This window comes from Pseudomonas sp. ATCC 43928 (assembly GCF_005938665.2).
Taxonomy (GTDB): domain Bacteria; phylum Pseudomonadota; class Gammaproteobacteria; order Pseudomonadales; family Pseudomonadaceae; genus Aquipseudomonas.
In genome coordinates this window covers 4,541,582-4,554,477 of record NZ_CP041753.1, presented here as the reverse complement: position 1 = coordinate 4,554,477, position 12,896 = coordinate 4,541,582, and the positions used below count along the sequence as shown (strand labels likewise).

Sequence of the window (12,896 nt, the reverse complement as noted above, 5' to 3'; positions counted from 1 at the left end):
CTCTCGTAGTCGGCGGTGGATCGTTCAGGCGGTCGCCAACGGTTTTTTTTGCGCGACGAGCTTGCCGCCTTCCATTCGCACCAATTGGTCGGCGACATCGAAGTAACGGTCGTCGTGGGAAATGACGATGATGGTCTTGCCCAGGTATTTGAGTTCCGGCAACAGCTCGGTGTAGAAGATGCGCCGGAAGGCCGGGTCCTGGTCGGCCGCCCACTCGTCGAACACCAGCACCGGGCGTTCTTCCAGCCAGGCGTTCAACAGGGCCAGGCGTTTGCGCTGGCCGGTGGACAGGTCGGTGGTGCTGAAGGCGCCATCGCGGATGCTGACCTTGTGCGAGATTTCCAGGCGTTCCAGGTAACGGTTGGCGTCTTCGGGAACGTTCTGCTCACCTTGCACCAATTCGTCGAACAGGTAGTAGTCGGCGAAAATCGTGGTGAACAACTGGCGATAGTCGTCGCGGTTATGCGCCAGCACCGGCTTACCGTTAAGGATGATTTCCCCGCCCTGGGGCGCATACAACCCCAGCAACAACTTGATCAGCGTGGTCTTGCCACCGCCATTCTCGCCGACGATAAACACGATCTCGCCCTGGGCGATGGACAGGTTGACCGGCCCGAGGGCGAAGGGCTTGCTGCCGTCCACCGCCGGGAAGGCGAAATGCACGTCGCGCATTTCAAGGTGTTCGACCACCGGTTTCGGCGCGTCTTTGTCACTGAGCAGCAGGTGCGGTTCCGGCGAGGAAAACTGCTCCGCCAGGTCGGCGATGCGCTTGAACGCAATGTTGGCGCGGCTGACCACCGGCAGGGTGGTGACCAGGTATTCCATCGGGCCCTTCATGTACAGCAGCACCAGCACGAACCCGCTGAGCACCGCTTTATCGGTGCCCAGCCACAGCGATTGCAGGGCCAGCGCCAGGCCGATCACCACGAAAAACAGCATCGAGCCAAGGGTCTTGGCCACCACGAAGGTGTTGACCGCGCGGATGTGCGTGTTGCAGATGAAATCAGCGGTGCCTTCGATGCGTTGGCTGAACATGCGTTGGCGGCGCGGACGATGGATGCGCAGTTCCTTGGCACCGGCGGCAATCGCGCTGTAGTGCTTTTGCAGTTCGTCCTCGGCTTCGCGAGCCGCCTGGAAACCCTTGATGCCCTTGGTCCGGGCCACGTATTGCAGCGCGGTGCCGATCACCAGGGCCACCAGCAGCAAGGCAAACATCGGCAACGACAGGTAGGCCAGGTAGCTCAGGCAACCGAGGGTGACGGTGAACGCAATGGCCAGCGGCGCGAAGGAAAAGGCGAAATCACTGACGGTGTCGACGTCATGGGTCAGCACCGGAATCAGTCGATAACTGCGGAAGCGCTCGATCTGTTCGATCGGTGCCAACAGGACTTTTTCCCCCAGGGATTTACGCAGCCCGGCAATGATGTGTTGCCCGACATGGTTGGTGCCGATGTCCGACAGGATCGACGTCAGCAACGCCACCGCGCACAGGCCGATAAACGTTGCCAACACCCGGGTCGACGGGGTATCGGCGGCGTTCAGCGCGTCATTGATGGTCGCCAGTAACGCGGTGATGCTGAGGCCACCGAGCATGCCGAGCATGATCGACACCACAACGATGACCCGGAAAGGCCTGAGCAGGCCGAGGACTTCACTGAAGGCTCCGCGGGATTTTGAGGTCATGGAAGTTTCCGCTTCAAGTGCCGCTAAAGGGCAAAGGTTCAAGAGTTTGGCTGCTTGAAAGACGAAACCCGTGGGCGGCGATTTAGCCGCGCACGGGTTTGTTGCAGGTCATGCGACAGGAGGTGGGAGCCTCAAAGATCCCGCGCGACGCGAAAACCGAGCCAGTCGCCACGGGTGTCGGGGAAGGTGGCATTACGGTTGCCCGAACGCGAGAACACCGGTGCTTCACCCCAGTCATTGCCGCGAATGCGCCGGGCGGTGCATTCGCCGGTCAACCAGGCGCTGCCATCGCTCGGTGCGCCGACGTAGTTGTCGTTGTAGCAATCGGCGGTCCACTCATAGACGTTGCCGTGCATGTCGTACACGCCGAAGGCGTTGGCCGGGAAGCTGCCCGCCGGTGAGGTGAAGTTGTAGCCATCGGCGGCGCCGTAGGTGTTGGCGTGTTTGGCGATGCTGTATTCCTTGCCTTCATCGAACGGGAAGGGGAACGGGCCACTGCTGCCCGCGCGGGCGGCATACTCACGCAGCGATTCGCTGACCAGTCGATAGTGCTTGCCGGTCTTCTTCGAGAGCCAGGCCACATAGGCATTGACCTCGGGGAAGTTCATGCACACCGCCGGATGCCTGGCCGTGCGTTCATAGCGCGGCACGCCGGCCTTGCACTCGCGGCCCGGCCGGGTGTCGCCGTCGGGCATGAGGTAACCGCTGTCGCGCAGGTACGCGTCCCACTCGCCGGCCAGCACCTGAAAGCGGCTGATGGCCAGCGGTTTGGCGAAGGTCACCGGGTGCAACGGACCCTCGTCGGGCTCGCGGCCCACCTCATTGTCCGGGGTGCCCATGGTGAAAGTCCCGGTGGGCAGCACGACCATCTCCGGGCAGTGCTTGCAGTCCTTGAACACTTTGCCGGGCGGGGCGGGGGCGGCGGCCTGAGCGGCACCCGGCAGCAGGCCTGCAACCACGGCGGCGAAGGCCAGTGCGGGGAGCGTTTTCAGGGACAAGCTACGCAACTCACTGTTCATCATTGCTCTCGATAAAAAGTTAAAGGGAATCAGGGGGGGCAACTTCCGCCACGCCGCAATCTCTGTAGCAGCTGGCGAAGCCTGCGTTCGGCTGCGAAGCAGTCGTAAAACCAGAGATTACGGTGTGTCAGGCAGACCGCGTCAGTCGGATTCACGACTGCTTCGCAGCCGAACGCAGGCTTCGCCAGCTGCTACAGATCGCGTTACGACTTAACTGACTGACATTAATCATGGGGCTGGCGATCAGAGCTGTTTGCCGAGCAACGCGATGAAGCGGTCGACTTCAGCTTCGGTGTTGAGCAGCCCCGGCGCGGTGCGGATCACCGGGCCCACGTCGCGCTCCACGGCATCGGCAATCACGCGGTTTTGCATCAGCCAGGCGGCGATCTTGTCGCTGCTTTTGCCCTTGACCCGAAAGAAGCTGAAACCGGATGACAGCTCGGGACTCACGGGCGTGACCAGTTCGATCTGCGGGTGCGCTTGCAGGCGTTTTTTCATATGGCTGTTCAGGGCATGGATACGCGCCTGAACATCGGCCTTGCCCCATTGCAAATGCAGCTTGAAGGCTTCGTTCAGTGCCCAGCGGTGCTCGAACGAGTGGTAGCCGCCCGGCGTCATGGTGGTGGAGAAGGCCGTGGCTTCGGAGAAGGTCGGGATGATCGGCGTGACGTATTTGACCTCTTCACTGCGGCTGCAAACGATGCCAGTACCACGGGGGCCGAACAGCCATTTGTGGGTGCCGGCGATGAAGAAATCGCAGTTCATGGCGGGAAAACTCAAGTCCTCGACACCAAAGCCGTGCACGCCGTCGACCAGGTAAATAATGCGGTCCTGATCGGCGCGATTGCGGTTGTGCTTGTCCACCAGCGCGCCGATGTCGGCGATCGGCAGTTTCACGCCACTGCCGGAATGCACCCAGGTCATGCCGAGTACACGGGTTTCGGGTTTGATGTTCTGCTCGATCGAGGCCAGGATCTCCGCTTTGGACACCGTCTGCGGATCCTTGAACAACCTGATCTTGCGCACCCGAGTACCGTCCCGTTGGGTGCGCAGATCGAGAATGGTGTGGGTCGCGTAATGCTCGTGGGCGGTGGTGAGGATTTCCTGGTCCGGGCGTACATGAACGCCGCCGTAAATCATCGCCAGGCCTTCGGTGGTGCTGCCGGTCAAGGCGATCTGTCTGGCATTGGCTTGCAGGTAGCGACCGGCCCAGACACGTACCTCTTCTTCACGCTGCTCGATAACGCCGAGGTCCCAGTCCATCGCCAGCCCGGGGTTTTTATCGAGGGCGGCACGGTGCATCTCGATCGCTTCACGCACAGGCTTTGGGTGCGAGGTGATCAGGAAATTGGAGAAATGCAGGTAATCCGGATCCTGGTCGAACAGCTGCCGCAGCTGTGCCCATTTGTCCCCGGGCGGCGAGGGCACTGGCGTGGCGTTGGCGACGTTGTTCAGGCCGGCAGTCAACGGCAGGCCGGCGGCGAGGATCCCGGCCTGTTTCAGGAAAGTGCGACGATCGCTCATGGTGTGCTCGTGCCTTGTTGTGAAATCAGCGCCGGCTTGGCGGCTTTCTGCACCTGATCCCAGACCCGCAGGAAGTTGCCGCCCCAGAGCTTGGCGATGTCTGCTTCGGAGTAGCCGCGCGAGATCAGTTCCGCCGTGACATTGCGAATGTCACCGACGTTTTCCCAGCCTTTGACGCCGCCCCCTTCGTTGAAGTCGGAGCTGATGCCGACATGGTCAATGCCGATTTTGCGCACCGTGTAATCGATGGCGTCCCCGAGGTCCTTGAGGCTGGCTTTGGGTTCTTCTTCGAGAATCGCGTAGAGACGGCTGGCGTACTGGCCGAATTTTTTCTCGGGCCAGGCAGCGATGACCGGATCGCCCGGCATCAATGCCATGGCGAGGTTCGGCAGGGGCGGCAGGTCGAACGCTTTGCGCAGTTCGTTGAGTTTGTCCTGGGTGGTCTGGGTCAGCGGGCGCAGGTATTGGGAGAAACCGACCACCTGCACCACGCCACCGCTGTTCTTGATCAGCTGCATTTCCTTGTCGCTGAGGTTGCGCGGGATATCGACCATCGCCCGTGGCGCCGAGTGCGAGGCGACCATCGGCGTGCGGCTCAATTGCGCGACTTGCTCCAGGGCCTTGGTCGACATTTGCGACACGTCGATGATCACGCCCAGGTCATTCAAGCGATGTACCGCTTGCTTGCCCAGGTCCGAGAGGCCGTCGAGGGCATCCGGCGAATCGTTGAAAAACGGCAAGGGGCGCGAAGAGTCGGCCCAGTCGTTATTGCCGATGTAGCTGAAGCCGAACATGCGCATGCCGCGTGCCGTCCACAGGTCCAACAGGTTCAGATCGTGGCCCAGCGGGTAGGCGTTGAGCATGCTGATGAAAATCGCGAACTTGCCTTCGCCGTGCAAACGACGGAAATCGTCGGGGGTGTAGGCGATGGCAACCTGATTGGGAAAATCGCGGACCATCCCGGAAATAATCTTGTAGCGAATCTCCTGCTGGTTGCGCGCCTCTTCGACGAAGCCGGCGGTGGGCTTGTGCGGTGCGTTGGCGCCATTCCACAGTTCCGGCCAGCCGAAAATCGTCAGGGCCGCGCCGGACAGACGTCCGCGGTTGGCCTTGACCAGGTCGAACTGGCCCTCGCCATCCTTGTCGGCTTCGTTGCCCTGGGTGCCGAAGTTCTGCATCAGGCTGATGTGGCTATCGAAGGAGAGCATGCGCTCGTGTAACTCGTCGGCCTGTTGCATGACCTTGATCGGGTAACCGGGGTTGTCCTTGAACCCGTAATACCAGACCGCGAAGCTGGCGCCGGCGCTGATCGCCAGGGCCAGCGGCAGGCCGATGTAAAGAGCCTTTTTCGAACGTGGTTTTGTCATTGCCATCTCTGTCAGGTTCGCCGCCCCGGTGCAGGCGCAGGGGCCTTTGCTATCTGGGAGGAACGAGTGGCTGGCAGAAAAAATTAGGGCTTTGCGCGATACCTTGTGGTGAGGGGGCAAGCCCCCTCACCACAAGGCTTGTGTTTGGCACGCTTAAATTTCCCCGCACAACAAACGTTCTAGCTTGGATAAAGCCTGCTTCATGGCTGACACAGGTAGGGCAATGACGATTTCTCGACGATGGTTCATGGCAGGCCTGGCGCTGACTGGCGCTGCCGTGCCTGCGGCTTATTATGGGCATCGCGAATGGACGAAGCCGGACCCGACGATTACCCCCGGCGAGGCGACCGTCGACCTGGCGGACACTGCGGGTCAGCAGTTGGCCAACTCGCTGCGCGGCATCTGGGATATCCGCTTTGAAGGTTCGCAAGCGGGCCTCGACGGTTTACCGCAGCATGGGCTGGAGCTGTTTCTCGACATCGCTCAGCGCGGCCGTGGCCTGCGTGGCTGCCTCGATACCGCGCAGCAGTTACGCGGTGAAGCCGAGCCGCGTTACCGGGTGATCGGCGACCTGGTATCGCCTGACGCCAGCCAGCTGTACTGGCGCCTGATCGATCGGCAATCGGCCAACGGCGCGCCGGCTTATGAGCTGGCGGTCACGCTCGATGAGGTCTGGGCCGATTTCGGCAATGCCGGCAGTGGCACGCTCAGTGGGCGGATCCTGCGCCTGGATCGCCCGCTCGGTTTGCTGGAACTGGACAATCGTTTTGTCGCGCGCAAACGGCTGTTTCCCGAAGCCCGTGAGCGTGTGGGGTTGAATCCGCCGTTGCTGGCGTGGCTGATCTCCCCCGAACATCGCCTGTTCCATCAGCTCTGGCACGCCACGCGGGACAAATGGCACAAACTCTCAAAAGAGCAACAGGGTGCCTTGCGCGGCATCGGCTGGCAGCCGGGCCCGCGAGGCAATGAGCGCGATGCTCGGGGGCCGCGCAAAGACCGTAATGGCTCGGGGATCGACTTTTTCTTCATGCACCGGCACATGCTCGGCACGGCGCGTTCGATGCAGGACCTGCCGTCCTGGTCGAGCTTTCCGATGCCGCAGCCGGAGCTTGAACGCGACCGTCAGGGCTTTGCCCGCTATTTCGACAATCACGATGGCTCGGCGCTGCCGCCCACTTGGCTGGCCGCCGAAGACACCGAGTACACCCAGTGGGTCAGCGACATCAAGACTGCCGAGACCTACCACAGCAATTTTCAGGTATGGGAATCCCGTTACCGCGACCCGCGTTATCTGTCGAAGTTGACCCTGGGGCAGTTCGGTTCGGAAATCGAACTGGGCTTGCACGACTGGCTGCACATGCGCTGGGCCTCGGTGCCACGGGATCCCTCCAACGGTCAGCCGGTGCCTTTTGCCCGGGATCCGGCGGACTTTGCCGCGCGCTGGTATGCGCCGGAAAACGACTTCCTCGGTGACCCGTTTTCATCCCACGTGAACCCGGTGTTCTGGCACTTCCATGGCTGGATCGACGATCGCCTGGAAGACTGGTTCCGCGCCCACGAGCGTTTCCATCCGGGGGAACTCAGTCGGCTTGAGGTCAATGGCGTGCCCTGGTTCGCCCCGGGGCGCTGGGTTGAAGTCGATGATCCATGGCTCGGCCCGAGCACCCACGGTTGCAGCACCACGCCGGGATTGCAGGTCGGCAAGTCGGTGGAAATGGACCCGGAAACCATGAAGCTGGCGCTGCGCATCACCTTTGGCACTGATGAAAAGAAACTCGCGAATTTGTTCCGGCGAGTGCCGCAACGGCCATGGTATGCGCGGAATCTGAAGGTCAAGCCGCTGAGTTCGTAAGCCAGGCACTTGTGGCAAGGGAGCAAGCTCCCTCGCCACACAGTTTTTGGTGACGGATAACCTCGATCAAAGCACCTGCCACCCCCCACCCAACGCCTTGTACAACGCAATGCTCGCCTGCAACCGCGACAACCGCAGTTGCACATTCGAGTCCTGCGCCGCATACAGCGTGCGCTGCGTTTCCAGCACCGTCAGCCAATCCTCTGCCCCGGCCTGATAGCGGCTTTGCGCAATGTTGAACGCGGCCTGGGCCTGGTTCAGTTCTTCGCGTTGCCACTGCCGCTGCTCATCCAGGCCGCGAATGCTATTGAGGGCTTTTTCGACGTCGGCAAACGCATTGATGATCGCGCCTCGGTAGGCTTCCAGCAGTTCTTGTTGGCGGGCCGTGGCCTTGTCGCGCTCGGCACCGAGGCGGCCGTTGTTGAAGATCGGTGCGACCAGCCCGGCGGTGAGGTTGTAGAACGGGCTGCGCAGAATGTCGCTGGCCGTGTTGGCGCCCGAGCCGATGTCGGCGCTGAGGGTCACGGCGGGCAACATGGCTGCGCGTGCGACCGTGACGTTGGCCTGGGCGGCGGCCAGTTGCGCTTCGGCGCGGGCGATGTCCGGGCGGCGGCTGAGCAGTTCGCTGGGCAATCCGGCATCGATGGCAGGCCATTGCAGTTGATCAAAGGATTCGTGGCTGGGCGGAAGTTGCTGAACCGGCCGGCCGAGCAGGGCGGCGAGGCTGATCCGGGCGTCCTCGGCTTGCTGGCGAATCAGCGGCAGTTGCCGTTGTTGCGCCGCCACCAGGCTTTTTTGTTGGGCCAGTTCCAGCGCGGTGGCCGAGCCTGAGTCGAAACGGGTCTGCACCAGTTTCAAAACGTTCTGTGCATTGGCCAGGTTCAGCTCGGCAATGCGACTTTGTTCATCCAGCGACAAGGCTTGCGCGTAGCTGTTGGCCACGCCGCTGAGCAAGGTCAATTCAACCGTGGCCTGATCGAACTCGCTGGCGCGCAGCCCGAATTGCGCACTGTCCCGGGACGCACGTTTGCCGCCCCAGAAGTCGATTTCGTAACTGGCGCTGAGGTTGGCGTCAAAGTAGTCCACGGCCTTATTGCTGCTGTCGGCATCGAGTTGGCTGTAGCCGTTGCCGCGCAACAGTTTTTGGCGGTTGGCGTTCATGCCGGCCTTGATCTCCGGCAGCTGCGAGCCGCCGGCAATCACTGTGTCGGCCCGGGCCTGATGCACCCGAGCGATGGCGGCGGCGAGGTCATAACTGCCGACGCGGGCCTGTTCGATCAGGCGATCAAGCTGCGGGCTGCCGAACTGCGTCCACCATTGTCGACTCGTCCGGGAGGCACTTTCATCGTGTGGCGATTGCCAGGCCGACGGTGGTTGAATGCCGCTGTCCGGGCGCGCAGCCGGATGGCTGCAGGCGCCGAGCAGCAGGCAAAGGGTCAACAGGCTCAGTTGCGGTTTCATAGATCGATCATTCACTGGTAAGGGCCGTGACCGGGTCGAGTCGGGCAGCTTTGCGGGCCGGCATGAAGCCGAAGACAACGCCGGTGATCAGTGCGCAGGCGAAGGCGCCGATGACCGCCGCCAGGGAAAAGGCCACCGCGACTTTGCTGAGCACCAATGCGCCGCCGACGATCAGCGCCAGGGCGATGCCGGCGATCCCGCCGACCACCGAGAGCATCACGGCTTCAGTGAGGAACTGGCGCAATATGTCGCGCTGACGAGCGCCGGTGGCCATGCGGATACCGATCTCCCGGGTCCGTTCGCGCACGGTCATGAGCATGATGTTCATCACGCCGATGCCGCCCACCAGCAGCGAGATCGCCGCAATCGAACCGAGCATCAGCGACAGCGTATTTTGCGTGCGCGCCTCGGCCTGAATCATCGCGGCGTTGTTGGTCAGTTCGAAATCGTGTTTGCCGTCGTGCAGGCGCAGCATCAACTGCTCGATGGCCTTTTCGGTCTCTTTGACCTTGCGCGCATCGGCTGCGGCAATGGCCACGTATTCGGGGTTGTGGGTGCCGAACAGCCGGACACTGGCCGCCGAGTAGGGCACGGCAATCCGATTGTCGCTGTCGGAATCGCCGGAACTGGCGCCTTTTTCCGCGAGCACGCCGACGACCTGAAAGGGCACGTTTTCGATCAGGATGTATTGGCCGATGGGGTTGGTGACGTCCTTGAGCAATTTGCTGCGCACCTTGTGGCCGATCACCGCGACCGCCGCGGCGTTGCGTTCATCGGCCTCGGTGAAGTAACTGCCCTCGACCACCGGCCAGTTGAAGATCGCCGGAAAGTTGGTGTCGTTGCCGCCGACGTAGCTCAGGTGGTCGAGGTTGCCGAAGCGCACCCCGGCTTCGGCGCCGTTGACCGGCATGATTCGCATGACTTGCGGCAGGCTGGCCAGCGCGGCGACGTCATCCAGGGTCACGATGCCGGGCGGCGTGCGTGGATTGGGAGCGGAGCCGCTGAGGTAAATGATGTTCGAGCCGAACGCGCCCATCTGCGCCATGACCTGACGCTTGCTGCCTTCGCCGACCGCCAGCATCACCACCACCGAGGCGACGCCGATGATGATCCCCAGCAGCGTCAGGGCGGTGCGGAAGCGGTTGATCCACATCACCCGCCAGGCCGCGTGTATCGCATCCACCAATTCGCCTTTCCAGGCACCGGTAGCCTCGCTGCCTTCGCTCAGCCGCTTGCGCAAATCCACCGCTTGCAGCGCACCGGGATTGGCCGAGGCCTGCACGGCGGGGTTGTCGCGGGCGCTGTCGCTGATGATCAGGCCGTCGCGGATCTCGATCACGCGTTTGGCCCGGGCCGCCACGTCTCGGTCGTGGGTGATGAGGATCACCACATGGCCCTGGCTTGCCAGTTCGTCGAGCAGCGCCATGACCTCGGCGCCGCTGTGGCTGTCGAGGGCGCCGGTGGGTTCGTCGGCGAGGATGATGTGGCCGCCATTCATTAATGCGCGAGCGATGGACACCCGTTGCTGCTGGCCGCCGGAGAGCTGGTGCGGACGGTTGCCGGTGCGTGCTGCCAGGCCGAGACGGTCGAGCAGGGCGGCGGCGCGGGCGTGGCGTTCGGCCGCTGGGGTGCCGGCGTAGATCGCCGGCATCTCGACGTTTTCCTGGGCCGAACCGGACGGAATCAGGTGATACCCTTGAAACACGAAACCGAATGCCTCGCGGCGCAGCCAGGCCAGCTCATCGCTGTCGAGTGCCGCGACATTTTCGCCGGCGAACCGATACTCGCCGGACGTTGGCCGGTCGAGGCAGCCGAGGATGTTCATCAGCGTCGATTTGCCGGAGCCGGAAGCGCCGACGATCGCCACGAACTCCCCGGCGTGGATCGACAGGTCGATGCCGCGCAACACATGAACTTCAGGCGCGTCGCCGCCACCGTAGGATTTACGAATATCCTGCAGGTCGATCAGAGGCGTTTGCATTCAACCTCCACTGCCGTCGGCGGGGCCGATCAACAGGTGATCGCCTTCGGCCAGTCCGTCGAGGATCTGCACCTTCAGGCGGTCGCTGATGCCGGTGCGCACAGTCCGTTGCTCGATGCTGCCGTTCTGGGCGACCACCCGAGCCGTTTGACTGTCGGCCTGCGGGCCGCCCTGCAAGGCGGCGACCGGCGCGGTAAGGACGTTTTTTGCCTGGTTGGAAACGAAGAACACTTGGGCGGTCATTTCCGCCATCAGCGCGTTGTCGGCGTTGTCGACGTCCAGCAGCACCGTGTACAGCACCACGCGGGCCGTCCCGCTTTTACTGGAACTGGCCGGACTGCCGCCGCCCTGGCTGGTCTGATCCAGCGGTTTGGGCGGTATCGGCAAAATCTGCCGCACCGTGCTGCTCCAGCGCCGGTTACCGCCGCTGAGCGTGGTGAACCAGGCGCTCATGCCGGGTTTGACGTGGCCGATGTCAGCCTCCGAGACCTCGGCCCAGACCGTCATCGGCGACAGTTTGGCGATGCGCAGGATCAGCGGCGTTTGTTGCTGGGCGTTGAGGGTCTGGCCTTCGCGAGCATCGAGGGCCACGACCGTTCCGCTCATCGGCGCGTAAATGCGCGTATAGCCGAGTTCGGCCTGATCGCTGCGCAGGTTGGCCTGGGCCTGGCGGATCTGCGCCTCGAACATGTCGATGCGCGCCTGGGTGGTGCGCAGTTCGGCTTGGGCCGTTTGCACGTCTTCGTCCCGTGTTGCGCCGCCGGCGGCGAGGTTCTGTTGACGCTGATATTTCTGCCGGGCCAGGTCGTGTTGTGCCCGTTGCTCCTGCAGCTGCGCCTTGAGGTTGTCGATGGAAAAACGCCCGGCGTCGAGTTTGGCCTGTTGGGTGGAGGGATCGATTTCCACCAGCAACTGGCCTTCCTTGACCACGTCACCGACTTCCACATGGATCTTGTGGATCTGCCCGGAGGCCTGGGCGCCGACATCGACATACCGCCTCGGTTGCAGGGTTCCCAATGCCGTGACGCTGCTTTCAATGTCGCCGCGCGCGACCTGGACCGTGGCGAACCGGTCACGACCCGCAGGCAAAACCTGCCAGGCCGCGATGGCGATAACGGGGATCAGACAAAGGGCAACAAGCAGGGCGCGTCGGGTGTGACGGGGACGTTTCATGCAGGGTTCCGGCCAATGGGATTCGGCCCGTCATTCAGCAGGCGTACCAAACCTGGCGACAGCTGAACGCTGTCGGAGGACCGACAGCCACGGGGAGCTGTCCTGTAGACGAGGGAAGGGGCGGGGAATTTAAGCGTTGAGGCTTTGAGTGACAGACAAAGTCAAAGGTATAGGACAGCACTATTTAGCAGGCAAATGGAAACAGCGCTTTAAATCTATATGAGAATTACTATAAATTACACACTCGAAATCGCCATCATCGTGCCACTGCCTATTTGGGCGGTCGCGGATCTGGTTCAAGGATAGAAGCCGCACCCCGTGCGGCCGGGAGTCATGTTGGAAAACTACTATCGCGAGCTGGTGTGTTTCCTGAACGCCAGGCTAGGCAACCGCCAGGTGGCCGAAGATGTGGTGCATGACGCGTATCTGCGGGTACTGGAGCGTTCCAGCGACACGCCGATCGAACAACCCCGGGCGTTCCTTTATCGCACCGCGCTCAACCTGGTGATCGACGACCACCGACGCAATGCCTTGCGTCAGGTCGAGTCCCTGGACGTGCTCGACAGCGAAGAGCGCTACTTCATCCCTTCGCCTCACAACAGCCTCGATCACGGTCAGCGCCTGGACATGCTCCAGCGCGCACTGGCGGAGTTGCCACGGCTGTGTCGCGAGAGCTTTCTGCTGCGCAAGATCGAAGGCCTGTCACACCCGCAAATCGCCGAGCACCTGGGGATTTCCAAGGCGCTGGTGGAAAAACACATCGTCAATGCCATGAAGCATTGCCGGGTGCGTATGCGCCAGTGGGACGTCGCTTAAATCAGTCCTCGTTAAATTTT

9 protein-coding genes are annotated in these 12,896 nt (G+C 62.3%); 2 read left to right on the top strand and 7 right to left on the bottom strand.

Translation table 11 applies throughout. The annotated features are described in order from the left end of the window. Positions 1 to 24 precede the first annotated feature (24 nt). The 4 genes from FFH90_RS20805 to pvdM all read right to left on the bottom strand — a co-directional run bounded on the left by FFH90_RS20805 (position 25) and on the right by pvdM (position 5,593). Entirely contained in the window at positions 25 to 1,683 is a 1,659-nt protein-coding gene (locus FFH90_RS20805; RefSeq protein ID WP_138866026.1) for a cyclic peptide export ABC transporter, read from the bottom strand. A gap of 131 nt (positions 1,684 to 1,814) precedes the next feature. Continuing rightward, a complete protein-coding gene (locus tag FFH90_RS20800; protein ID WP_138866025.1) occupies positions 1,815 to 2,702 on the bottom strand; it encodes a formylglycine-generating enzyme family protein in 888 nt (295 codons plus the stop codon). A gap of 243 nt (positions 2,703 to 2,945) precedes the next feature. Next, complete coding sequence (locus FFH90_RS20795; RefSeq protein WP_138867978.1) at positions 2,946 to 4,226, bottom strand: aminotransferase class V-fold PLP-dependent enzyme; 1,281 nt, start codon at positions 4,224 to 4,226, stop codon at positions 2,946 to 2,948. Beyond that, positions 4,223 to 5,593: a pyoverdine-tailoring dipeptidase-like protein PvdM gene (gene pvdM / locus FFH90_RS20790; protein WP_138867977.1), complete on the bottom strand. Its 1,371-nt coding sequence runs from the start codon at positions 5,591 to 5,593 to the stop codon at positions 4,223 to 4,225. Before pvdM ends, FFH90_RS20795 begins: the two co-directional genes overlap by 4 nt. Positions 5,594 to 5,816: 223 nt before the next feature. On the opposite strand from pvdM, the gene FFH90_RS20785 reads away from it, so the two are divergent. Next, positions 5,817 to 7,445 (top strand): PvdJ/PvdD/PvdP-like protein, encoded by a 1,629-nt coding sequence (locus FFH90_RS20785; protein WP_138867976.1) that lies wholly within the window; start codon positions 5,817 to 5,819, stop codon positions 7,443 to 7,445. A gap of 66 nt (positions 7,446 to 7,511) precedes the next feature. Here FFH90_RS20785 and FFH90_RS20780 read toward each other — a convergent pair whose 3' ends face one another. Genes FFH90_RS20780 through FFH90_RS20770 form a run of 3 tightly spaced genes read right to left on the bottom strand, consistent with a single transcriptional unit; the run spans position 7,512 to position 12,060 of the window. After that, entirely contained in the window at positions 7,512 to 8,906 is a 1,395-nt protein-coding gene (locus tag FFH90_RS20780) for an efflux transporter outer membrane subunit (protein WP_138867975.1), read from the bottom strand. A gap of 7 nt (positions 8,907 to 8,913) precedes the next feature. Continuing rightward, entirely contained in the window at positions 8,914 to 10,887 is a 1,974-nt protein-coding gene (locus FFH90_RS20775; RefSeq protein WP_018925351.1) for a MacB family efflux pump subunit, read from the bottom strand. Further along, a complete protein-coding gene (locus FFH90_RS20770; RefSeq protein WP_138867974.1) occupies positions 10,888 to 12,060 on the bottom strand; it encodes an efflux RND transporter periplasmic adaptor subunit in 1,173 nt (390 codons plus the stop codon). Between the two features lie 333 nt (positions 12,061 to 12,393). On the opposite strand from FFH90_RS20770, the gene FFH90_RS20765 reads away from it, so the two are divergent. After that, positions 12,394 to 12,876, top strand: coding sequence for a sigma-70 family RNA polymerase sigma factor (locus tag FFH90_RS20765; RefSeq protein ID WP_018925353.1), 483 nt, complete (start codon positions 12,394 to 12,396; stop codon positions 12,874 to 12,876). Positions 12,877 to 12,896: the final 20 nt, after the last annotated feature.

Coding starts and splice junctions, on each gene's coding strand:
- FFH90_RS20770 (WP_138867974.1), bottom strand. CDS start 12,060: ATGAAACGTCCCCGTCACACCCGACGCGCCCTGCTTGTTGCCCTTTGT.
- pvdM (WP_138867977.1), bottom strand. CDS start 5,593: ATGACAAAACCACGTTCGAAAAAGGCTCTTTACATCGGCCTGCCGCTG.
- FFH90_RS20785 (WP_138867976.1), top strand. CDS start 5,817: ATGACGATTTCTCGACGATGGTTCATGGCAGGCCTGGCGCTGACTGGC.
- FFH90_RS20780 (WP_138867975.1), bottom strand. CDS start 8,906: ATGAAACCGCAACTGAGCCTGTTGACCCTTTGCCTGCTGCTCGGCGCC.
- FFH90_RS20775 (WP_018925351.1), bottom strand. CDS start 10,887: ATGCAAACGCCTCTGATCGACCTGCAGGATATTCGTAAATCCTACGGT.
- FFH90_RS20765 (WP_018925353.1), top strand. CDS start 12,394: ATGTTGGAAAACTACTATCGCGAGCTGGTGTGTTTCCTGAACGCCAGG.
- FFH90_RS20800 (WP_138866025.1), bottom strand. CDS start 2,702: ATGAACAGTGAGTTGCGTAGCTTGTCCCTGAAAACGCTCCCCGCACTG.
- FFH90_RS20805 (WP_138866026.1), bottom strand. CDS start 1,683: ATGACCTCAAAATCCCGCGGAGCCTTCAGTGAAGTCCTCGGCCTGCTC.
- FFH90_RS20795 (WP_138867978.1), bottom strand. CDS start 4,226: ATGAGCGATCGTCGCACTTTCCTGAAACAGGCCGGGATCCTCGCCGCC.